The sequence below is a fragment of the Ornithinimicrobium murale genome, from assembly GCF_003352835.1.
Taxonomy (GTDB): Bacteria; Actinomycetota; Actinomycetes; order Actinomycetales; family Dermatophilaceae; genus Ornithinicoccus; species Ornithinicoccus muralis.
The window spans coordinates 305641-326538 of sequence record NZ_QLVD01000019.1; the positions used below are offsets into that span (position 1 = coordinate 305641).

At 67.2% G+C, this 20898-nt stretch carries 32 protein-coding genes; 23 read left to right on the plus strand and 9 right to left on the minus strand.

All coding sequences use genetic code 11. The features are described 5' to 3' along the window. Positions 1–50 precede the first annotated feature (50 nt). From DPQ65_RS08040 to DPQ65_RS08070, 7 genes are read left to right on the plus strand one after another with little or no spacing between them, the layout of a single operon-like run. Positions 51–317, plus strand: a complete 267-nt coding sequence (locus tag DPQ65_RS08040) for a hypothetical protein (protein ID WP_114906807.1) — start codon at positions 51–53, stop codon at positions 315–317. Positions 318–361: 44 nt separating this feature from the next. Next, complete coding sequence (locus DPQ65_RS08045; protein WP_114906808.1) at positions 362–1096, plus strand: hypothetical protein; 735 nt, start codon at positions 362–364, stop codon at positions 1094–1096. A 43-nt stretch (positions 1097–1139) separates the two neighbouring features. Beyond that, on the plus strand, positions 1140–1439 hold the full coding sequence (locus DPQ65_RS08050) for a hypothetical protein (protein ID WP_114906809.1): 300 nt from the start codon (positions 1140–1142) through the stop codon (positions 1437–1439). Next, complete coding sequence (locus DPQ65_RS08055; protein WP_114906810.1) at positions 1436–2026, plus strand: hypothetical protein; 591 nt, start codon at positions 1436–1438, stop codon at positions 2024–2026. The genes DPQ65_RS08050 and DPQ65_RS08055 overlap by 4 nt, the downstream gene beginning before the upstream one ends. After that, on the plus strand, positions 2023–2967 hold the full coding sequence (locus DPQ65_RS08060) for a prephenate dehydrogenase (protein ID WP_114906811.1): 945 nt from the start codon (positions 2023–2025) through the stop codon (positions 2965–2967). Before DPQ65_RS08055 ends, DPQ65_RS08060 begins: the two co-directional genes overlap by 4 nt. A gap of 20 nt (positions 2968–2987) precedes the next feature. Beyond that, on the plus strand, positions 2988–3335 hold the full coding sequence (locus DPQ65_RS08065; protein ID WP_114906812.1) for a hypothetical protein: 348 nt from the start codon (positions 2988–2990) through the stop codon (positions 3333–3335). Beyond that, positions 3332–3721, plus strand: a complete 390-nt coding sequence (locus DPQ65_RS08070; RefSeq protein ID WP_114906813.1) for a hypothetical protein — start codon at positions 3332–3334, stop codon at positions 3719–3721. Before DPQ65_RS08065 ends, DPQ65_RS08070 begins: the two co-directional genes overlap by 4 nt. 59 nt (positions 3722–3780) lie before the next feature. Here DPQ65_RS08070 and DPQ65_RS08075 read toward each other — a convergent pair whose 3' ends face one another. From DPQ65_RS08075 to DPQ65_RS08105, 9 genes are all read right to left on the minus strand, one after another. Continuing rightward, positions 3781–4347, minus strand: coding sequence for a hypothetical protein (locus DPQ65_RS08075; protein WP_114906814.1), 567 nt, complete (start codon positions 4345–4347; stop codon positions 3781–3783). Further along, entirely contained in the window at positions 4340–4495 is a 156-nt protein-coding gene (locus DPQ65_RS15625) for a hypothetical protein (RefSeq protein WP_162802093.1), read from the minus strand. The genes DPQ65_RS08075 and DPQ65_RS15625 overlap by 8 nt, the downstream gene beginning before the upstream one ends. Before the next feature lie 10 nt (positions 4496–4505). After that, positions 4506–4787, minus strand: a complete 282-nt coding sequence (locus tag DPQ65_RS08080; RefSeq protein WP_114906815.1) for a hypothetical protein — start codon at positions 4785–4787, stop codon at positions 4506–4508. Then, complete coding sequence (locus DPQ65_RS08085; protein WP_114906816.1) at positions 4787–5158, minus strand: hypothetical protein; 372 nt, start codon at positions 5156–5158, stop codon at positions 4787–4789. The genes DPQ65_RS08080 and DPQ65_RS08085 overlap by 1 nt, the downstream gene beginning before the upstream one ends. Next, positions 5155–5529 carry a hypothetical protein gene (locus DPQ65_RS08090; RefSeq protein ID WP_114906817.1) on the minus strand — a complete coding sequence of 125 codons (375 nt, stop codon included), beginning with the start codon at positions 5527–5529 and terminating at the stop codon, positions 5155–5157. The genes DPQ65_RS08085 and DPQ65_RS08090 overlap by 4 nt, the downstream gene beginning before the upstream one ends. Further along, on the minus strand, positions 5526–5675 hold the full coding sequence (locus tag DPQ65_RS15630) for a hypothetical protein (RefSeq protein ID WP_162802094.1): 150 nt from the start codon (positions 5673–5675) through the stop codon (positions 5526–5528). Before DPQ65_RS15630 ends, DPQ65_RS08090 begins: the two co-directional genes overlap by 4 nt. A 77-nt stretch (positions 5676–5752) precedes the next feature. Next, positions 5753–6004, minus strand: coding sequence for a hypothetical protein (locus tag DPQ65_RS08095; protein ID WP_114906818.1), 252 nt, complete (start codon positions 6002–6004; stop codon positions 5753–5755). Then, positions 6001–9789 carry a Hint domain-containing protein gene (locus DPQ65_RS08100; RefSeq protein WP_114906819.1) on the minus strand — a complete coding sequence of 1263 codons (3789 nt, stop codon included), beginning with the start codon at positions 9787–9789 and terminating at the stop codon, positions 6001–6003. The genes DPQ65_RS08095 and DPQ65_RS08100 overlap by 4 nt, the downstream gene beginning before the upstream one ends. Before the next feature lie 45 nt (positions 9790–9834). Continuing rightward, a complete protein-coding gene (locus DPQ65_RS08105) occupies positions 9835–10587 on the minus strand; it encodes a hypothetical protein (protein WP_162802095.1) in 753 nt (250 codons plus the stop codon). Between the two features lie 846 nt (positions 10588–11433). Here DPQ65_RS08105 and DPQ65_RS08110 point away from each other — a divergent pair. From DPQ65_RS08110 to DPQ65_RS08185, 16 genes are all read left to right on the plus strand, one after another. Continuing rightward, a complete protein-coding gene (locus DPQ65_RS08110; protein WP_114906821.1) occupies positions 11434–11685 on the plus strand; it encodes a DUF6458 family protein in 252 nt (83 codons plus the stop codon). A gap of 26 nt (positions 11686–11711) precedes the next feature. Beyond that, positions 11712–12305 (plus strand): polysaccharide deacetylase family protein, encoded by a 594-nt coding sequence (locus DPQ65_RS08115; protein WP_114906822.1) that lies wholly within the window; start codon positions 11712–11714, stop codon positions 12303–12305. A 51-nt stretch (positions 12306–12356) separates the two neighbouring features. Then, a complete protein-coding gene (locus tag DPQ65_RS08120; protein WP_114906823.1) occupies positions 12357–12587 on the plus strand; it encodes a hypothetical protein in 231 nt (76 codons plus the stop codon). A gap of 148 nt (positions 12588–12735) precedes the next feature. Beyond that, positions 12736–13218 (plus strand): hypothetical protein, encoded by a 483-nt coding sequence (locus DPQ65_RS08125; RefSeq protein WP_162802096.1) that lies wholly within the window; start codon positions 12736–12738, stop codon positions 13216–13218. Next, complete coding sequence (locus DPQ65_RS08130) at positions 13215–14504, plus strand: 3'-5' exonuclease (RefSeq protein ID WP_114906825.1); 1290 nt, start codon at positions 13215–13217, stop codon at positions 14502–14504. Before DPQ65_RS08125 ends, DPQ65_RS08130 begins: the two co-directional genes overlap by 4 nt. A 354-nt stretch (positions 14505–14858) precedes the next feature. Then, positions 14859–15425: a hypothetical protein gene (locus DPQ65_RS08135; RefSeq protein ID WP_162802097.1), complete on the plus strand. Its 567-nt coding sequence runs from the start codon at positions 14859–14861 to the stop codon at positions 15423–15425. 64 nt (positions 15426–15489) lie between these two features. Beyond that, positions 15490–15732, plus strand: coding sequence for a hypothetical protein (locus DPQ65_RS08140; RefSeq protein WP_114906827.1), 243 nt, complete (start codon positions 15490–15492; stop codon positions 15730–15732). A 17-nt stretch (positions 15733–15749) separates the two neighbouring features. Further along, positions 15750–16268, plus strand: a complete 519-nt coding sequence (locus tag DPQ65_RS08145; RefSeq protein WP_114906828.1) for a hypothetical protein — start codon at positions 15750–15752, stop codon at positions 16266–16268. Positions 16269–16339: 71 nt separating this feature from the next. Continuing rightward, positions 16340–16957 carry a hypothetical protein gene (locus DPQ65_RS08150; protein WP_114906829.1) on the plus strand — a complete coding sequence of 206 codons (618 nt, stop codon included), beginning with the start codon at positions 16340–16342 and terminating at the stop codon, positions 16955–16957. A 19-nt stretch (positions 16958–16976) separates the two neighbouring features. Further along, positions 16977–17861 carry a hypothetical protein gene (locus tag DPQ65_RS08155; RefSeq protein WP_114906830.1) on the plus strand — a complete coding sequence of 295 codons (885 nt, stop codon included), beginning with the start codon at positions 16977–16979 and terminating at the stop codon, positions 17859–17861. After that, positions 17861–18592, plus strand: a complete 732-nt coding sequence (locus DPQ65_RS08160) for a DUF2786 domain-containing protein (protein WP_114906831.1) — start codon at positions 17861–17863, stop codon at positions 18590–18592. The genes DPQ65_RS08155 and DPQ65_RS08160 overlap by 1 nt, the downstream gene beginning before the upstream one ends. Before the next feature lie 43 nt (positions 18593–18635). Then, positions 18636–19340: a hypothetical protein gene (locus DPQ65_RS08165; RefSeq protein WP_162802098.1), complete on the plus strand. Its 705-nt coding sequence runs from the start codon at positions 18636–18638 to the stop codon at positions 19338–19340. Beyond that, positions 19337–19591: a hypothetical protein gene (locus DPQ65_RS08170; RefSeq protein ID WP_114906833.1), complete on the plus strand. Its 255-nt coding sequence runs from the start codon at positions 19337–19339 to the stop codon at positions 19589–19591. Before DPQ65_RS08165 ends, DPQ65_RS08170 begins: the two co-directional genes overlap by 4 nt. Continuing rightward, entirely contained in the window at positions 19591–19848 is a 258-nt protein-coding gene (locus tag DPQ65_RS08175; protein WP_114906834.1) for a hypothetical protein, read from the plus strand. Before DPQ65_RS08170 ends, DPQ65_RS08175 begins: the two co-directional genes overlap by 1 nt. After that, on the plus strand, positions 19845–20216 hold the full coding sequence (locus DPQ65_RS08180) for a hypothetical protein (protein ID WP_114906835.1): 372 nt from the start codon (positions 19845–19847) through the stop codon (positions 20214–20216). Before DPQ65_RS08175 ends, DPQ65_RS08180 begins: the two co-directional genes overlap by 4 nt. 29 nt (positions 20217–20245) lie before the next feature. Further along, the gene (locus DPQ65_RS08185) at positions 20246–20809 is read left to right on the plus strand and encodes a hypothetical protein (RefSeq protein WP_162802099.1); all 564 of its coding nucleotides are present in this window, start codon (positions 20246–20248) and stop codon (positions 20807–20809) included. Positions 20810–20898 lie beyond the last annotated feature (89 nt).

Here is a 20898-nt window from a genome sequence, read left to right on the forward strand (position 1 = left end):
ACATTGAGTTTCATGGCATCGAGCGCACCAGCCTGAACCAGGAGGCATGAATGATGTCCATCCACCTGTCCAACTGGGTGATCCCCGTCCTGATCGTCGTCCTGTGCGCACTGGCCGTCACATGGCTGCTCATGACGGCCCGGATCAGCAGGGACGTGCGCGGCGGCACGCACCCTCTGGACCCGACACCCGAGATCCCGGCCAACCCCAGGGTCCGGGATCCGTGGGCGCACGACTTCTACCTGCCGCGGCGTAACGTCGGAATGATGTTCCTGTTCTGTGCTGCCGCGCTGGTCGGCTTGCTGATCCTCCGGTAGCTGCACCCGCTGGCAGAACTCGCAGGGCGCCACACCACCAGGGCATGACTGCCGCGAGCACCAACCCGTATCAACCGTCCGATGCCGAGATCACCGCACAAGTGATCCTTGCCGGTCGAGACCTGCGCTTCGTCGACGAGCCTGGCTCCCATCGGGACCGGCTGCTGTTCGACCGGCTCAAGGACGAGCTGGGTGCCGCCTTCGACGACGCGACCGACTACGGCGAGGGCGCTGAGGTGGTCGCCATGATCGTCAGCGACTCCATCAAGCCGATCTCTGCCGCGACCCGTGCCGTGATGGTCCGCGCCCTGCGTGCCGAGCACCAACTGGACGGCTGGGAGCCCAGTAAGCCGTTCGATCCGCCCCAGGACCAGATCGATGCCGTGATTGCCGGTGCCCTGGACGATGTGCCGAAGCCCGACCCGCGGATTGCTGAGCGAGACGTGCGGCTCATCGCTGAGGTCGCCGAGGCGTACAGCCACCTGTACGGAGACGGCGAGGGCGAGGCCAAGCTCGACCAACTGCTGACCGTCGCCCAGAAGGATGTCCGGACCATCCTGCGTTCCGTGGCCATCCGTGCCCTGCGAGCCGAGGCGGCCTTGGCCTCCGCGGAGTTCCAGTGCTTCGAACGACCTCGCCCCGAGAACGAACCGGTGAGCGCCACGGCAACCCTCGAGAAGGTGCGCACCTTCGCGCAGGGCCGGGCCATCACCGCCAAGGCGCTCGGGCGCGACGACCGGGAATGGCTGGACCTCTTGGCGATCATCGAGCGGGGTTAGCTGCCACCGGACTGATTGGTCCGCCGCGCCACACCACCAGGTCATGAGTACCGACACCGAGCGTCTCGTCCACGGGCAGGACCCAGAGCTGGAGGACCTGGCCGAGCTGCTGCACCGCGCTGCCGGCCACCCGATCTTCCCGGCGGCCAAGATCGTCGCCTGCAGCCCGTGCATCGAGCAGGCCCGCAACCTGGCCCCAAAGTTGGCTGAGCGTGAAGCTGCGGCATGGGACAAGGGTTACCGGCTCGCCTGTCGCGACCACGGCAACTACGACACTTGCGCGACCGGCGACCACGGGCAGCAACACTGCAACCCCTACCTCACCAAGGAGGGCCAGTCATGAGCTCTGTGGATCCGGTGCAGGCCGTGGCCGAGGCGCGTGCGCTGGTGCTGGCTGAGTACGGCGAATGCGTGCGTGATGGCGATGACAAAGTCTGCGACGCTGGGCACAGCGAGGGTTACCTGGATGAGGGCGACACCCACTGTGACCAGTTCGAGTCCTGGGTCACCGGAGCGGTCCTGGCACTGTCTGCCCGTCCTGCCATCGAGCGGGAGGCCGAGGCGGCAGCACTACGGAAGGTCGAGTCGTGTGCTGTCGCATCCGGTTGGCCCGATGAGGACGAGTTGAGGGCCGAGATCCGCCGGCTGCGCGAGACCATCGCCGAGCACGAGAGCTCCATCACCTGGGACACGACCTGCCTGAACTGTGCCTCCCTGCTTGACCAGAACTACGCCGACTTCGTGCGCGCCGAGAGGGCCGAGGCGACGCTGGCCGACCTCGAGGCCGTGGTTCGCGCCCAGCACACTCCGGTCACCGAGACCATCCAGGACCACGGTGGGATGGACACGGTCACGTACTGCCAGGGCTGCGGCACGGACCTGGATGAGCAGGACTGCCCGTATCTGGCTGCCCTGGGCGAAGCATCGTGAACCTGTCAGTCGCGGTCGTCGGGCTCGGCCTGATGGGTGGCTCTATTGCCCGCCGGGTCACCGAGCTCGGCGGGCGCTGTGTGGCCTACGACGCTGACCCTACTGTCCGCGAGGTTGCCCGGAAGGAAGGCATTGCTGTCGTCGACTCGGCCGGTGACCTGTCCGATTTTGCCGTCACCGTCCTGGCCGCGCCGACGCCTGTTGTGGCCGCGATGCTGCGCGACGGTGAGGTCCCTGACGGTAACGGCCTGGTCATCGACGTGTGCGCCACGAAGGCCGACGTGGTGGCGGCCGCTGCAGCTGGCGGACTGGCTGACCGGTTCGTCGGTGCCCACCCGATGTCTGGGAAAGCCGAGAGCGGATTCGAGCACTCCGAGGCAGGTCTGCTGGTCGGTGCCACCTGGGTACTGACCCCGGACTCGGCGACCAGGCCCGCCAGGCTGACCGAGGCCCTACAGTTCGTGTCCGGCACGTTCGAGACCGGCTCGTCAATCATCCGCCCTGAGGTCCATGACCAGGTTGTCGCCATCACCTCTCACCTGCCGCACGTCCTGGGCCAGGCGCTGGTCCGGCTCGCCGACGATGACACTAATGTGGCACTGGCGGGCACTTTGGCGGCCGGCTCGTTCAACGGGGCGACCCGTGTGGTCCGCGGTAGCCCGACGTTCCCTGCTGAGCTGGTCTGGTCCAACCGGGACCGGGTCGCGAAGGCCATCGACCAGACGATTGGCGACCTGCAGGCAGTACGGAACGCCCTGGCCGCCGGTGACCGCGACGCCCTGGACGAGTGGTTTGCCCAGACCTCACTGGATGACCCGCGACCCATGCAGGCGACCTTCCGGCTTCCGACCAACAGCGACGACGTGGCGCACCTGCTCGACTACGGGGAGACCGGCTACCTGGCCCGCCTCGATGGCACAGGCGTGGTGAACCTGTCGTGAGCACGCCACACCATCAGGTCATGAGCGAACACCCCATCGAAGTCCACCCGGCTGTTGCCACCTGGGCCGCCAAGGTCGCTGAAGCACTCAACGGCGTCGGTGACTGCGAGACCGACCACGGCACCTACTACCTGGGTGCTGCCCCCGTCATGTTCGACAACGAGCCCACCGAGGTGTCTGTGGGTCTCGGAGAGTTCGGCTACATCTGTGTCCTGGTGGCCCCGCCGGCCAAGAGGAGTGACCGCAGCGCCGAGGAGAAGCTGGCCGAGCTACGGACCTCCCTCGACCACTTCGTTGCCGGCATCACCAGGGACATGGACCCCCTTGCCATGGTCGGCACCCTGCGTAGCTTCTTGGAGCGACGATGACTGAGCAGGCGACCGAGACCGAGCAGCCAGACTGGGCGAACCTGCACCCGGACTCCTGGCCGTACACCCCACCGCTGGCCGTCTACCAGGCACTGTTGGCCAAGGACGACAACCTGTTCTGGCGCACCCCGGACGGTCACATCCTGAACCTGATGGAAGAGGCCACCGGAGCACTGGACCGGGTCCGGGCGCTCATCGTCGACCCTGGCGAACCCCAGTACGACGACAACGGCAACTTCCTGGGTTTCACGGCCCTCGAAGCACACCGCACCGTCGGCGGCCACCGGGCCTGGACGACTGAGGGCTGGTGCTACCCGAGGACTCCGTGCGCTATCTGTCAGGACCCGATCGACGCGTCCGACCTGGTCGACGCCCTGGACGGATGACCCAGGCTCCATAGGGCAGGATGGATCTAACCAAACGTCACGTTATGGGTCTGCGCCGTTCAGTCGTCGAGCATTATGGCTTCGGTGACGAGGCTGGTCGTGCGGACCGTCAGTACGCCGGGCACAAGCTCGAGAACCATCTGTAGGGGCTGCTCTTCGACCGGTGGCCACGGCTTCGGGAGTCCGGCCATCGAAACAGGCTGCTCGTCGGCCCGCAGACGCCCATCTGCCCGGTAGGTTCGATCCAGCCAGTGCGTCAGCGGGATTGGGTCGCCGCCAGTGTTGGCGGGCAACCGGGTCGCGGTCATACCCACCAGGTCGAACAGGTAGACCGAACCGGTCTCAGTGCTGACCACCCAGCGGGCACCCGGCTCGGTCGAGAAGAACAGCGGCGGGCTGTCTGCCGTGCGGGCCGTGCAGTCCGGGGTGCTGCCGAGTGAGTGATCGTCGCCGCCGCAGTACACGCACCGGCCGGCGACCATCACGTGCTTGGGCACTCCGGGGGTGCCTTCGCACGTGGCGCACAGGTCGGGGTGCTCCACCGGCTCCTGGGCGGCCTCGAACCTCTCTGCCGCGCTCAGCGTCGGCAGTTCGGCTTGGCAGGAGCCACACCGGCGGTCAGCCACCGGAGCCCTCGACGTCCTGGGCGCTGACCTGACGACGGCTCGCCTTGCCGGCCCGCACCTCGGCGATCTTCTTGGCGACGTAGGCGACGGTCAGGCAGATCACGATGGTGATAGCCACGGCGGGCTCGATGGTGATAGCAGGCGACATGTGATTCTCTCTATGGTTGGGTCTCTGGCGACGGTGTCTGGGTCAAACCGTGTCTGTGGGTCTGTGTCTCGGCACGCATGGCGCGGCGCTTCCAGGTCAGCTTTTCCGTCCGCAACCTGGCCACCTCGGCCTCGGCGCGGGCCAGTCGCTCACCGGCGGCGTTGGAATGCAGACCGCAGGCGACCTCGAGACTCCCGTCGTGGGTGAGCCGCCAGCCGGTGGCCTTCTCGGTGCAGCCACGCAGGGTGCCGCCCATGTCGTACTCGCTGACTCGACAGGTGTGCTCCGCCATCAGTCCACCTCCCGGACACTGCGGACCGACATGGTGCCCTCGTCGAAGCGGCTCGGAAGTGCGCGGTGGTCGAACCGGGTGAGCTCGCCCCAGTTCTCGCGGACCAGACGCTCGGCCTCGCCGGGGCTGGTGGCCTCCGGGAAGACGTGGACGGTCGTCGTGACCTGCAATTCGACGGCGTACGTCTTGGCTTGGTGCGCTTCCTTGGCCCCGCAGTTCTCGCAGGTGCCCAGGTGCGCATCGCACCGGTGGCAAACGCGCAACTCGTTGTTGTTCGGGTCGTCGACCGGAGTGAGCACCGGCAGGTTGCCACAGCGGGCGCAGTCGGTCACCAGCCAGCCCTGCGGGAGGGTGGTGCTGGACTCGCTCACAGCTCGTCCGAGTCGGGGTCGCCGGTGAGCTCACGGATGGCGTCAGCCACGTCAATCCACGAGCCGGTCAGTGCGTCACGGTACTGGGCGGGCTCGCCTTCCAGCTCAGAGTGGGCCTCGATGGAGTTGGCCAGGTCGCGCAGACCGGACACCTTGCGTGCCAGCGCATTACGGCTATCCATGATCGTCTGGGCGACCTGCTGACTGTTGGCCATCGCGGTGCACACCCGGCTGGTCATCGCCAGGGCGTGGTCCAGCTGGTCGAGCAGCGTGCGGATGTCGTACTCGGTCCAGGGCAGCGGGGAGTCCTCGACCAGCCGGGCCCGAATGTCGTCAATCGGGCTGGGCCGCGTGGTGTCGTTGTCGCTCATGCCGTAGTGGTGTGGCGGCTCACCTTGTCCAGCACGTCGGTCAGGCCCCTCAGTCCAGGCCGATGAAGGTCGCCAGGCACGACCAGCCCGATCAGGGACCGGAAGGCCACCTTCATCCGCTTCTCGCTGGCGGAGGCGGCGGCCATGTCGGCGCGCACCTGTTCCCGGGCGCTGCGGTAGGCCCGCTTCTCGGTCCTGCTGCGGACGGCCTTCTGCTTAACCGTCAGGATGTTCCTTGCTCGTGGGGGACTGTGGTCTGGCCGGTGACGTCGGCCTTGTGGGTGCGGTGCCACTCGCGGCGCTGGTCCGGACCGTCCAGCACCTCGGACAGTTGCCCGCAGGAGCACTTGCCCCGGCCGGCCCCGCCCGCCCCCAGCCAGTAGCGGGGGCGGGCGGCACGGGCACCCTTGGCGGTGAACGGCGCGCCGGCATCCAGCAGGTGGTGTCCTTCGACGCGCAGGTGGACGGTCCTCACTGCTCGTCCTCCTCCTCGCCCTCGGTGCCCAGCAGGACCGGCAGCGGGAAAGGCACCCACTCGCTGCGCAGCGCCCGGACCACGGCACGACGGGTTCCGCCACCGTTGACCTTGCGGGACCACGGGCCACCGGCCAGCTTCTCCGTCCATGCCGAGGTCCAGGTCGGTTCCGGGCGCGAACCGTGCAGGATGATCTCCGGGTGCGCCTTCTGGGCCTCGCTGAAAGCGGCACTGGGGTTCAGCAGGGCGTACCACTTGCCTTCGCGCTGGACCACGACACCGACGCGGCGGCCTCCGGGACGCTCGCCCTGGCCCTCCGCACTGGGGTAGGACCAGCCGAGCATCTGGTTGATCCGCACCTCGTTGTCCTTGTCGTCCTCGTCGGAGAACGGCGGCTGGCCGGAGCTGGGGTGACCCAGGTGGACGGCACCGGAGGCCAGGGCGGAGCGCAGTGCCCGGACCACGGAGGCACCGGGGGTGGTGGCGTCCGCCGCGATGAAGGAGGCACGGACGTAGGAAACCAGGGCCTTGCGTAGCTGCTGGATGACCTCGGCGTACTCGTCGGCCAGCTCGACGTGCTCACAGAGCCGGTCCAGCACCTCGAGCCCGAGCAGAAGGTCACCGCAGATCTCGGCGTGCCGGGCGGAGTTGCCGGCCCCGCCCAGCTGCCGCGTGGCCCAGTCGATCTCATCGCTGCGGTTCTTGGCCCAGTCGTCGACGATGTCCTTCCAAGTGCCTTCCCTGCTGACCGACTCGGCGATCATCTGAATGCAGGCGGACGTGACGTGGTTGGCGTGCATCGTCTCCTCGGCGAGACGGTCGCAGGCACGCTTGGCCTCATCGTCACCGAAGAACTCCTCGCCGGTCACGATGTGCACGACCCGGTCCATCTCCGAGGAGGCGGCCTGCGGGTTCTCGGCCGTCACCATGAACAGGGCGCGGGGGTGCAGCATCTCCCTTGATGCTCCACCGGTGGTCATGCGGCCCTTGGACGAGCGGTTGAAGACGGCGCGGATGATGTCACCGATCTTCGCCTCGGCCATCTCAGCCTTGCGCTTGTCGATGGTCGGCGCCAGGTCGTCGGCCACCCAGATAGGGGTGTGCGACACGGCGTTCTCCATGAAGTAGCCGGTGTCTGCGGCGCTGCCCGGCAGGTTGCGGGCGAAGTCGCCTGCCCGGTTCTGCCAGAAGCTCATGATCTGCTTGGCCGTCCAGGAGTTGTGGGTCACCACAGCGTCGGCGCCCGCTCGGAAGGTCCCGCTGTAGTGCTCCACCGTCAGGCAGCGCACCCACTCGGTCCCGGCCATGTGAACAGAAGCGACACCGACCCAGCCACCGAGGCCATCCTCGACCTGCACGCCGCCGGGCCCGGTCAGCAGCGCCGCCAGAGTTGAGGTGGTGACCGTCGTGAACGGGGTCGGGTGGTCGGCACTGGTGGCCTCGCGCATCGCGCTGGCCAGTTCAAGCACCTCGCCGACGGGGTGGACCACCACCTCGCGGCCGTAACTGTCGTGGCCGACCTCGTGGGGGATGCCAGCCGCCTCCACCCAGGTCTCGAGGACCTCGACGCTCAGGCACATCTCGGCGGCGAGGTCCTCCAGCATGATCGACTGACCGGAGTCCAGGGTGGACAGTCCGGCGCGAACACTGTCACTGACCGGTGCGTGCCCAGCGCTGGCCTGCTCGTGGGTGCGTGCCCGCCACAGGTGGTTCGCCGACGTCGTCAGTGACCGGCCGTCGATAAGAGTCACGGTCATGCACCGCGCCTGGTGGTCTTCGGAGATGCCACGCACGACGGTCGGGCTGCCGTCACCGGCCAGGACACTGTCGCCGATGCGGATGTCGCCGGCACAGACAAGTCCGGTCGGAGTTGGCACCGGCGTCGACTTCGGGATCGCCTTGCCGGAGCGACGGGCACCGGAGAAGAACAGGACCGAGTTGGCCGGGACCGGGACAGTGGGGCGCAGTGCGGCCGCCAGCTCGATCGCGACGACACCGTCGGAGGTGAGGGCGCCGCCGTGGATGGTGGACATCACCTTGCGGATGGCGGCTGCGACCGCCTCCCTATCCATCCGCCCGTTCTCGTCGGTCAGTGCCTTGAGCCCGAAGCGGGAGGAGGCAGGCACCTGGTGGTCGGTGACGCCGGGGGTGGCGTGTGTCGCCGCGTTGCCGCGAGCCCCCAGGACGTCCTTGCCGGCGATGAATACCGGGGTTGACTCCTTGGTCGGCACCCAGCCCATCTGGGCCCACTCGAAGGACACAGTGCGGTCCTCGGTGCGGTGACGCTTGGCGGCCGAGAGCCAGTTCTCCTTCGGTGGCCAGTCCGGGTGCTCGAGGACCTTCACCGGGACCACCGCGGCGTCGTTGCGGTGCCAGCGCTCCGGCGGCTCAGCCAGCAGGCGTGCCGGGCCGCGGACCGTGGAGTCGACACGGTTACCGTCCGGGCCGCGGTAGGAGACCTCGATCTCCACGTCACCCTCGGCGTCGTCGTGCGCACGGGCGTCGTAGACACCTGTGGCCTGTTCCTCGTCGGTGGCGGGCCGGCGCTGCACGGTTCGAGCCACCCGCCCGATGATCTCGGCCTCCGGGACCCACGCCGTGTTGGTGGCGCCGAACTCGTCCGTGGTCGAGACCTTCTTCTCGAAGACCAGCTTCTCTTCGCTCATCCGGGCGTCGGTGTTCTTGTCCTCGGCGTCGGTCTCCGGGGCGTCCGGCAGGTCGGAGTGGCCCAGCGTCAGCAGGTGCTTGAACGAACCTCCGGTGCCCAGGTAGTCGTCGATGCCGCGCTTGGCGTCACCGTCGTCGGGGATCTCCAGCCAGGACGGGTCACCACCCTTGTGCTCGGCGAAGTCGAACAGCTGGACGGCCTGGTTGTAGACGTTGGGGTTGGACGCGATGTCACCATCGAAGGCCACCATGAAGGGCCGTCCGTTGCGCAAGTCGATGGCGTTCCACTCCGGGTTGTGGTGCCAGTTGCCGACACCGACCAGGACCAGGATGAGGACTCGTTCGCGCTGGGGGACACCGGCCATCAGGTCACGCAGGCGCGCGCGGGCCTTTTCCACCAGGGTGTCCGGCGAAGAGTCGGCTTCCTCATCGGTCAGGGCCAGTGCCTGCTCGGTAACGCCGGCGTCCAGGAGCAGGCCGGTCAGTGCAGAGGCGGCCTTGAGCAGTCCCTCGGTGACCAGGACGGGTGTGCCCTGCAGCCAGCTGGACGGCGTGGAGGGGTGGATGCCGACGATGGTCGACTGCCCGATGAGGTTCTCGTACTTGCGAACCTCACCGTTCTCAGGGTTGATCGCCGGCTCGTCGGGCTTGACCTGCCAGGCGGCTGCCGGGATGCGGATCGACCCACCTGCCCGCGTCGAGCTGTTCAGGGCGTCGACCAACTGGTCGGGCCGGTACCACGGCATGAGCAGCCCGGCGGGGGAGCACATGCGGGTGAACTGGCGGCGGGCCTTGGAGTTGGCGGTCCCACCGAGCAGGTCCTCGCCGCGCTCCTTGGCCTTCTCCTTGGTGACGGTGCGCAGCCCGGCTGCCGCGGCGACCAGCGGTGCCACGGCCGACAGCTTGAGCTTCTGAACCTCCGGCTCGCTGGTGACGGCCGGCCGGAACTGCTCGGCGGACCACCGGACGGCCTCTACCGCCGCGGTGATCGACGCGACGGCGGCAGCGAAGCCGGTCTCGTCCGCATCGGCCGGCGGTCCGGTCTCCGGCTCCGGTGGGGCGATGCGGACCGGCTCTTCGCTGGTCGGTGCCTGGTTCTCGTTGTTCTCTGCGCGCATACTAAACCTGTGCCACCTGATCTGGGCACAGGTGCAGCGCGGAGATCAGAAGCGGGCGTCGTCCATCGGGTCCAGGCGTTCTGCCTCGATGCGCACGTCGACCATGTGCTCGTCCCAGTCCATCGCCCCGAGGATCCGCCCGGCCCGCCAGGACCACCTGTAGAGGGACTCGGCCAGCCACGGGTCGTCGGGGGAGACGCCGTAGGAGCGCCGGCGGAAGGCAGCCCAGCGCAGCGCCGGGATGCCATACGTATAGATGGGGGCGTGCACGAGGGTGCGGACGCCGGGCAGGTTGGCCAGGTCGTCGACTGCGGAGGTGACCTCGCCCTGGGTCAGGGTGGCCGAGACGGCCTCACTACTGATCTGCCAGCCGGCGCCTCCAAAGGCGAGCAGTGCCTCCGAGACGGGGGTGAGGTCGATACTGATCGGACCGTAGCCGGGATCCAGGGACAGGTCCTCGTCGGTGGGTGTCCCAAGGGTGTCGCGGAAGCTGGCGGAGGTGCCCAGTCGGGTGCCGTCGGGTAGCCGCGCGCCATCCCGGATCGGTGGTCTCGCCCCCACTGTCTTGCGACCGAGGCGGGCCGAACACTGTCGCCACGGGTCGTTGTCCGGCAGGGACATCATGACGTCGGACAGTGTTCCGCCGATGACGTAGGCCGACCAGGCCGGGTGCGCCCCGCATACCTCGCGCATGGCCTTCTCGAACTGGCTGCGTTGGGACAGCAGGATGAGTGGCTCCACAAGGGTCTGTGTCCACCGGATGACAACGTCCCTGGGCGTCGATGATGAATCGTTCAAGGAGGGTCCTTGTCTGGCTGGAGATGTCGCTTTTCAGGGGGACGACATCCGCCAAGGCTACCCCGAAAGCACTGGCCGGGCGCGTAGTCCTAGCCTCTAGTGCGCCGTCCGCGAGGTCCGGACCTCGCGGCGGGGTCGGCTCCGGCACGCCTCGTTGGCAGCAAAGTGCCACTGGCTGGCAGCGTCATGCCACTGCTGAACTCTCAACCTCCGACGCTACTGAACGCAACTGAACGCAAACGCATAGGTCCAGCGCAGGCGTTTTGCCTTCGGCGCACCCCAGCTCGGATCGGCCGGATCGGGGCATCAACCCTCTGACCTGCGGGTTTGCAAAACGGCCTCGAAAAAAGTGACTGAATTGACTCGCGTTGACTCAGCGTCGAGTCACATGAACGTATGTGCGAAACCGCAGGTCAGAGGCCTAAAAACCCCTACTACTACTACTAGTGACTGAATGACTCAAATATATATATACGTGTATGGGGCAGGGCATACATACTTCTCACCCTCGACATATATATACCTTCTCCCCCTGTAGGTAGTTACGTACACGAGTCAGTGAGTCAATCGGCCGCTTTTCGGGGTGTTAGCACAGGTCAGAGGCTTGTCAGGCACAGACTCAAGCTCGAGTCAACGCGAGTCAATTCAGTCACTTCTGGCAAACCCGCAGGTCAGAGGCTTGCACGACGACCGATCGGCTGCGGAGCCCCAGGTCGCTCCAGCTAGCACAGTGCTAACGATTACAAGCACTCTGCAGGCAGTGTCTTGGCATGTTCCTCAGTGAGTCGACGCTGCGTCGACCGTTCGCGACACAGAGGAAGCCCCAAACCGTGAACCGTGAACCGTGTGAGCATCGCCGCCCCGGTCATCATCGCCGCCATCGGACTGGTCCTGGCACTGGCCGTGGCCGACAGCTTCGAAGGGGTCGACCTGGTGATGATCGGGTGGATCCTGTTCGGCGCCGGCCTCCTGTGGGGCATCGTCGTCCTGGCCACCTCCGGACGCAAGCAGTCTGTCCACCGGACCACCGCCACGACCGGCCACACCCAGCAGGGTCCTGGCACCACCGAGGAGATCACGGAGATTGAAGGTCGGTGAAGCTAGCTCTTCGCCGGGACTGAGTCGTGTCCTTACTCAGTGGTCTGGTCCACCTCGTCCTGGCCGTTGCAGCGACCATGTCTCCGGCGCCGACGGTGGCACTCACCTTCGATGACGGCCCTGGTCCGCACACCGCGCAGATCCTTGACGCTCTCGAGTCGGCCGGTGCCGTGGGGACCTTCTTCGTTGTCGGCGACCAGCTGCCCGGACGTGAGCAGCTGGTCGCCGACCTGGTGGACGCCGGCATGTCGCTGCAGTGGCACAGTGCCAGCCATCCGGACCTGACAGGCGTGTCCGACTCGAGGCTGGCCGCCGAGCTCGACATCCCGGGGTCCCTGCCCGGTCCCGACCCGAGCTGCGTGCGCCCGCCGTACGGGGCCACTGACTCACGAGTCAACCAAGCCGCGACCGGGGCCGGGCTCGAGGTCACCCTGTGGGGTGTCGACCCCCGTGACTGGGCGGCCACCTCATCTCAGCAGGTCATCGACGCGGTGATGGCCGATGTCGAGGATGGCTCGGTGGTCCTGCTGCACGGGCGTGAACACACAGCCAACGCCCTGCCGCAACTACTGGAACGACTTCACGGGGCAGGCTTCCAGACAGTATTGCTCTGCGCCTAGAAAGTGCCGCTGACCTGCGCATTTACCGTCTTGCCGCCACACCACAGGAGTATGTTCAGCGCAGAGGCCAGCAACGTTTCCCCGCATGTCTACCCCGGCGCGGTCGCCCACCTTTCCGCCGCCGCGGAGGCTTCACCGGGCGTCTGGCTCAATGTCGCCACCCTCGCGCTGGCCGAGGCCGGTGCGGGGGTCGAGCAACTGCGGACCTTCCGTGCCCAGGCCATGACGGTCGGTGCCGGTGCGCTGCTGTCGGTCATCTGCGACTGGATGCAGATCGCCTAGGGACAACTCCGGTCCGGCGCCCACCAACCAGGGCGCCGGACCGAAGGACACGACCCTGAGCGCCGTGTGAGTGGCCAGCCAGGTCCACTTCTGGGTCAAGGCTATCGCACGGGTGTCCAGCTTGGGCGTCCCGCACAGTAGGCAGGGCATGAGCACCAGTCCGAGCGCCGCTACCGCCCGCGAGCAGAACCGGGACCCCTCCGGTCGCTTCGGGCACCAGTCGGCGGCAGAGTCTGACGTGCAGTTGGACGGACCGGACTGGCGCGACCGGCCAGTGGTCGTGCGCGGTCGTCGCTTCACGGTGGGCCAGGTCCGCGGCGGGAGGTTCTTCCACGGGACCATTGCGGCACTCGGTCCCGGCGAACGACTCAGCCCAGGTGCTGCACGCGCCAACCATGCGCAGTCCGATGCCGACACTGTCTCGATCACCTCCGATGAGGCCACCGCGCGGCACTGGGCTATCGAGGCGGCGCGTGCCAAGGGCCTGGATCCTGGACACGCGGTCGTCCTCGAGGTGGAGCCGGCGCCCGACCTGGATCCGTGGCGGGTCACGCTGGCTGAGCGCGGCACCTCCTTCGACGTGCTGGAGGCCAGGACCTCATCGGCGACAGTCATTGGTGCAGCACAGTGAGCACGGACATCACCACCACAGCCACCGCTGCTCGGGAGCGGCACCGGGACCCTGCCGGTCGCTTCGGGCGCCAGCCGGCAGCAGAGTCGGACACCGTCCTGGCCCAGCCCAGCACCGAACCGGTCGACGTCCCGGCCCACGTCCTGGACTTCGCCGCCCAGTCAGGCTGGGACACTGACCAGGTCCAGGCCATGTACGCCAGCAGTGTGCGCCGCGCGGCCGAGAAGGACCCACCGGAGGCGACCAAGCTGGCTCGTCAGTGGAAGAGCTTCTGCACCGGCCGTGCCAGGAAGGCCCAGGACCGCGACCTGGCTGACGACTACACCGAACTTGCCGCCCACCCACCGGAGCCGGACGAGGCGATGGCGACGATGCGGATGAACGACCGGGAGCACCGTGCCCGCCGGTCCATGGACTCGATCACCGCCGACCTGTCCGCCACCCGTGGTGTCTCCCGGCGCGAGTTCGACGACTACGTGGCCGCGGCCCGTGCCCAATACCAGGACACCCTGGCCGAGCTGCCCGATGACCAGCGCCCGTGCCCGCCGCAAGAGTGGGTGACCGGGCTGCGCAGCTGCTGGCCGCAACGGTCCCTCCCCGGCGACCCCGCAACCCTGTACGCGCTCTACCGCGCCGAAGCCGACCCGGACGCCTTCCCTGCCCGGACCCGGTCGTTCGCGTCGGTCGACCTCGAGACCGCGGGACCGAACGGCAAGGAGGGTTTCGACCCGGTCCACGGCTGCATCATCGAGGTCGGGGTGGTCCGCTACGACGAGACCGGCTCCGTCACCGCCACCTACTCCCAGCTGGTCCATCCCATGCCCGCGGCGCAGGAGTCCTACCGAACCGGGGCGGTCAACATCCATGGGATCACCTGGGATGACGTGGCGGACGCACCACCCTGGGAACAGGTGGCGCCGCAGACCAGTGCGGCGCTGTCCCGGGCGACCCTGGTGGCTCACAACGCCAAGTTCGAGAAGAAGTGGCTGGGCCACCACCTGCCCGGCTTCGACGAGAACACCCCGACGGTCGACACCCTGCTACTGGCTCAACGCAACTACGGCAACCTCGAGTCCCACCAGTTGGGTGCGATGTGCGAGTACTTCGGAGTGGACTACACCGCAGGTCACCGGGCCGAGCATGACGCACGGGTCGCGGCCGAGATGCTTTTCGCAGCTCGGGCAGACATCACCGACCGCTACACCGCCGACCCAGCCTTCGCTGGCCTGCCCGACCCTAGGACTGGCGCAGGACCTGGGCACGCTCCATCTTCGCGGCACCCATGAACATCCGCAGGTCCTCCGCATCGATCCGCTCACGGGCCTCGCTGGCCAGGACGTCGGCGGACACCCGGTGCACACGAGAGGGCCAGACCGGTTCGAGACATCGTGGCGACGTACGAGGGTTCAAAGAGTCCGAAGGTACGGGCCGTGAACGTGAACGCCGTCTAGACGCCCGGGACCTGACGTGCCTGGCTGGCGAGCAGGTGACCCTGGACCCGGCGGAGGCGCTGGTCTGCCCCGCGGAGTACGTGGTGACCGACCACTCCGGGCTTGCTAAGCCACCACCTTGACAATAACACCTCAATACCCGGGTAATGATGTATGATGTTGCCTCTACCGATAACGGAAGGGCAACCGATGCCTAGCTTCATGGCCGTCCACCTCAAAGACTCCTACCCCACCCTCGCCAAAGACCTGACCGACCAGGTGACTGACGACGACATCACCGAGTCACTGGAGCACATCACCCTCGGAGTGTGGGCCAACGTGAGCGACACCCGAGCCAACGACACCGAGGGGGTCTTGGGGGTCTACAAGGGAGCCATCGTCTCCGCCTACCAGGTCACCGCGTGGGAGAGGAACCCCGAAGACGAACGGATCAGGTTCCACGGCCACGCCGACGACTCACGCGCACACCTGATCGGCACCACTGTCCAGGGCGGCCCCTGGGTGCGCGGGCAGTCCAACCCGACCCGCCAGGTCGATGTCCCGCCGACAGCCCCAGCAGCTGAGGGTGCTGCCGACCGGGCCGCCGTGGACCTGATTCGAGCTGATGGCGACGGGCCTCTCGCTCCCAGGACAGCACGGTTCACCGGTGACGAGCTGTTGGAACGAGTCATGGTTCGCCGCGACACCCGCAACGGCGGGATCATCGTGGAGGTTCCTTCCGGGACCCGCGTGGCGATCCACCCGACGAAGGAATGACCAGCTAGCCGTCGGGTCCCTAGTCGATCGGGGTGAGAGCCCCGGCCAGTGCCTGCCACTGGCCGTGCTCGTGCAGCCACCGCAGCACCAGTCCGGGGCTGGGTGGCTGCCACTGGTCAGCGCACTGGCCGGCTTCATCGTCCGCGCCCGGCTCATTAGTGGCTGGGAGCGGGACCGTGGGGACGCCATTTTCCACACCGTTGCCGACGAGGAGGCCAGCGCAGCGTGGCTCGGCAAGCGGTTCAAGTCTGGCCGCGGTCCCAAGCAGTGGGGCCTGGCACGGAACGACCTCATCAACAACAGCTAACCTACGAAAGGATCACCATGCCTGCCACCATCACCGTTCCCGAGATGATCGAGTACTCCTCCAATGCGGGGGTCACCATCTCGGTCAGCGAAGAGGCCAACGACCTGTATGCCATGGTCTCCCAGCCGGGCGAGCACATCGTCTATCTCGGCAAGGACGAGTCGGCCAGTCGTCGCCGTGCGGCCAACGAGAAGAAGTGGGCCGAACTCGATCCTGAGATCTTCGAGCTGTCCGGCATCATTGCCCTGCAGCGACGCAACAACACCCGGCACGCTCACCTGAGCCTGGACGGTTTCGACGCCGCTAAGGCCATCGAGGCGGGCAAGTTGTGGAATGTCGACATCCCTGAGCTGGCTGACCCCGACTTCGTCCTCACCACCGTGCTGGTCGAGCAGTTCCTGGTCCGGATCGCCGTCCGTCTCGGTGTCCCCATCGGCAACAGTCAGTTCGCGTCCCAGTGGGAGAGCCCCATCGGCAGCCTGCCTGACCGACTTGCCATCTGGGCAGTCACTGCTGACCCATTCCCGACCGACTGAGACGGTCATCACCATCTCGGAGTCTCAGCCCAAGCCGGAGCCGCTCGCCTGATCCGCCACACCAGCATTTCATGAGCATCGACACGACACCCACCGAGGAGTTGGTCCTTGAGCTGCTTGCTGCCCGGCACCGCCTTGGCGAGTCGATCTGGACCCTCGACCGCAACACCACCGTCACCAAGTCGTTGGAATCTCTGTCTGGCAAGGGGCTGGTCTGGTTCAAATCCGGCATCGTCCAGGACACCTACCTGGCACGTCTGACCGACGCCGGCAGGGCCCGCCAACTGGACACCGAGTACACGCCGCCTGGCAGAGCCCAGCGCCCCGCGGACGGCCCGACCCTAACTCCGAGCTCCAAGTACGCGGCCGAGCAAGAGTCGGTGTCCGTCGACCGGCGCCTGGACGTGGCTGACGCGCCGTCGGTGACCGCAACCCTGGCGCCCCGGACGGACTTTGCACCGGCCGACATAGCCCTATGGGTGCGCCTCGACCTCGACGGCACCGGGCGCTGGTCAGCCCACCTGTGGGGTGCTGGCACCGACACAGGCCACGGACGTGAGTTCGCGCAGTTCGACGGGCCGGTCCGCGACGGCCAGATCGTCACCTACAACACCCCGCCGGAGTGGGTGCTCGCTGAGCTGGCCGACATGCTGACCGAGGCAACCGCCAAGGCCGAGCTGATTCGCTAGCACGCCACACCAGCCGGACATGAACGATACTCTCACCCTCGTCTCGCACGCCGGTTCGCGCGGCCGAGCCCCCTACGGACCGACCGAGCACCCGGTGGTTGCCGGCGCAACCGAGCTGGTGACCTGGACACTTCCGGACCACTACACGTCCGACCCCATCGTCGCGACCCTGGTGGAGTTCGAGGGTCGACTCTGGATGCGGCAGCCGCTGGCCCAGGCCCTGGACGACGTCGAGGCTGACGGCGGGCTCGTCCGCTTCGATGGCGTGCCGCCCGATGACGGGTCCTGTCACCGCCCGGAGTTGCACTTCGACACAGAGCACAACTACCTGCCGTTTCGCTCTGGCATCCCACTGCTGTCGGTCACCACCGAGCGCAGTCTCTTCGGTACTGCCGGCCAGCGTGCCCATCTGCGGTTCTGGGAGGTCGAGTCCCCTGACTTCCCCTGGGCTGCTGTGAACAGTGAGCACCGTTCACGCACTGTCCGCGCCCCGGAGGGTCTGCCTGGCCCGGATCACCAGCGGGTCCTGCGCACCCTCTTCGAGTTTGACCAGATCCCAGAGGCTGCCCGCGCCCACCCGACTGTCCCCCGGGCCCGCATGTCCGTCACGATCCACGACGAGGCCGCGGCCCGGCAGCACCTGGACCCGGCGGTCATCCTGGCCCGACTTGCGGAGCGTCGCAAGGAGGACGCCGAAGTGGTGCAGCTCAAGCTCCTGGCCATGGCTGAGCGTGTCGGCCAGGTAATCGAGACCGGTCAGGCACCAGAGCACTACCGCCAGCCATCCTCGGGCACCGAGACGGTCTACGACCCCTTCGCCGTGTCCACCCGCGCGGTCGACGACTACCTGGCGGCCTCGGCCGTCCGTGACCTGTTCACCCGCCCGGCCAAGGAGATCATCTGATGGCTACCGACAAGCAGACCCTGATCGCCCGGCTCCTGGCCAAAGCGGAGTCGACCACGCCCCACGAGGCTGAGGCACTGACCGCCGCCGCCGAGAAACTGATGATCAGGCACAGCATCACTCAGGCGGAGATTGACGCCCGCCGGGCCAAGGACAGCGAGCCGGAACAGGTCGTCACCGCCGCAGTCGCCTTCACCGGGACCTACACCCTCGGGCTGTGGTCGATGGGCTGGCACGTCGTCCACGCGTTCGGCACGATGCGCACATTCCAGCGGCGCCGCGGCAACGAGCGCAAGCTGATGATTGTCGGTTTCGAGTCAGACGTCTCGCAGGCCAAGCTGCTCGTCGAGTCACTGCACCTACAGGCCATCGTCGCCATGCGGGCATGGTGGAAGACCTACGACGAGAAGGACTGGCTGACCGCCCACGAGAGCATGATGGCCCGCCGGCAGTTCATCGAGTCGTTCGGCGTCGGTGCCGGTGAGCGCATCCGGTCCATGCAGGCCACGCAGGTAGCCGAGCAGTCAGACCCCGACAACACCGCGCTGGTTCTGCTGGACCGCCGGGCAAAGGTGGAGGACCAGACCGCTGAGTTCTTCGGCAAACTACCCAAGGGCCGCTCGTGGCAGGGGTCGTGGCATGGCCAGGATGAGGGACTGGCCGCTGGCCGGATCGCCAACACCGGTGGCAAGACCATCACGGATGAGAGCGCCGTCCGAGCCATCGGGTGAGGGCCCCGTGGTGGAACCCTGCACGACGCCACACCAGCAGTCCATGAGCACCGACACCTCGACCCAGACCGCGACCGACCCTGCTGCTGGCCTGGCCGACCACCACTACCCGAAGGCCTACCGGCAGCTGCTCGGGTACGTCGATGGCCACGACATGACCGTGCTGCACGAGGACGGGCTCTACCGGCACATCCGGTTCGCCACCCCCGGCACCAGCATCGGCTCCTTCGACCTGGTCACCTGGCCGGGCCACCTGGCAATATCTGGTGACCTCGGCTCGGGCTGGACGTTCCGGCGCGAGGAGGACATGTTCGCTTGGTTCGCCAACACCTACCGCGCCGGCTACATGGTCCCCGCCGGGCACATCAACCCGTCGTACTGGTCGGAGAAACTTGCCGGGTCCCGTCGCGACTACGAAGGCTTCTCCGAGGACAAGTTCACCGCAGACGTCAACGCAATGGTGGATAGCGCCATCACCCGGCACGCCCTGGATGATGGTGACGCTGCTGAATTGCGTCAGGAGACTCAGGACGAGGTCCTGGACCACGCCCACTCCTACGACACCAACAGTGCCTACGACGTGTTGTCCAGCTTCCGCCCCGAGGCCCTCGACTTCGGCGGCTCGCGTCCCACGCTGACCAACGACGTGGACCCCGAGGTCTGGGACGACTGCGACCACCACTTCCTGATGGCCTGCCACGCCATCCTGTGGGGCGTCCGCAAGTACCTCACGGAGACATCGTCATGACCGGCCTGGAACTCGGCCTGCTCATCGTGTGTGGCTACCTGCTCGGTGCGGTGGTCATCCTGGCGTGGCACGCACGACTCAGCCCGCCTGACGTGGCCACCCTGGCGCTCTGGCCGGTGCTCATCCCAGTAGCTGCCGTCCTCCGGGTGGTCGCTGGCCTGCGGCGTACACCGAGCCCACCGAGCGGCCCGGTATTCACCAGCGGGGCCCAGCTCGCCGCGCACCTCGACACCGAACGGAAGGATTCGTGATGAGCAGCAGCCGTCTGCAGCACCTCAAGAACTACCTCGACGACCCAACCATCGTGCGCAGCTTCGACGACGGCGACGACGATCTAACTCTCGTGGCTGTGCCCTTGGACGACCTAGCGTGGCTGGTGGAGTCACTGGCGAAGGTAGAGGTCGTGCGGGCGGAGTACCACCGGTCTTGCGATCCGGCACCGTTCACGTCCGAGCGTGCCCTGATCGAGCGCATCGACGCGGCCATGGCCCAGGAGGTGCCGTCGTGAACTCCAAGGAGGAGAACACCGACTGGCAGGCCGGTGCCCTGGCCGCCGAGATGAGGGCGACTCGCCTGCACGCAGTCATCGAACAGGCTCAGGCGCTCCTGGCGAACGGACAGACGGAGCGCGGGCACGAGCGTCTAGGTCGCATCCTGCGCGGCGAGGAGCACACCCACATCACTCGAAACATTTACCCGCCTGGGAAGTGTCCTGCCTGCGACCGGTATCACGAGAAGCACAGCTCTTTCGACAGCCTGTTCGAGGCATTCCTGGCTGATGCCACCGATGAGGCCCTCCCGGAAATCGACGGGAACTTCGGCGGCCAGCGTCCCTCCACAGCCGAGGTCATATACCGCCACACCAATAAGCCATGAACGAGCCGACCTGCACCCTGACTGTGGATATGCTGCGCACTCACAGCGGGAAGATCGAGGTCGAAGATGTCACCGTCGACCTCATCAGCTCGGCCGACCGACTGCCCACCCTGACAGCGCGGACGTACCACCTGTCCGGCGCCCGCGACCCGGACCACTGGGCGCTGCGGGATCTGCAGGTCGAGATGGCCGGTGTCGTCATCACTAACATCCAGGCTCGCCCCGGCTACACGAGCACCAGGGGCCGCGGCTTCCTCACTGATGTCCGCCGCTTCGAGCCCGGGTACCCACCACACATCGAGCTATCCGTCGAGCCGTGCGACCGGTGCAATGAGCTGCACCCGTGGTCGGAAGGCTTCCTGCCGCCGGTCGACGAGTCCGCCCCCATCGGTGTCGAGGTCGAGTTCGTGGTCCGGACACACACGCCCACCCAGGACCAGGCCGCCATCGACCGAGCCCGCAACGTCTCCCAGGCGCACATCGACCGCGGCCACGACCCGGAGTGCGACCAGGACGACGGCCCGTGCGAACGCTGCGCCAAGGCCCACGCCGGCAAGACCATCCTGATCGCCCTAGGAGACTCCGATGGCTGAGCACGCTGCCGTCCACCAGGCGCACGGCCGACTATTCATCATCACCGCGACGATGGTGCTGCCGACCGGACCTGGGCCCAGAGCAGGAA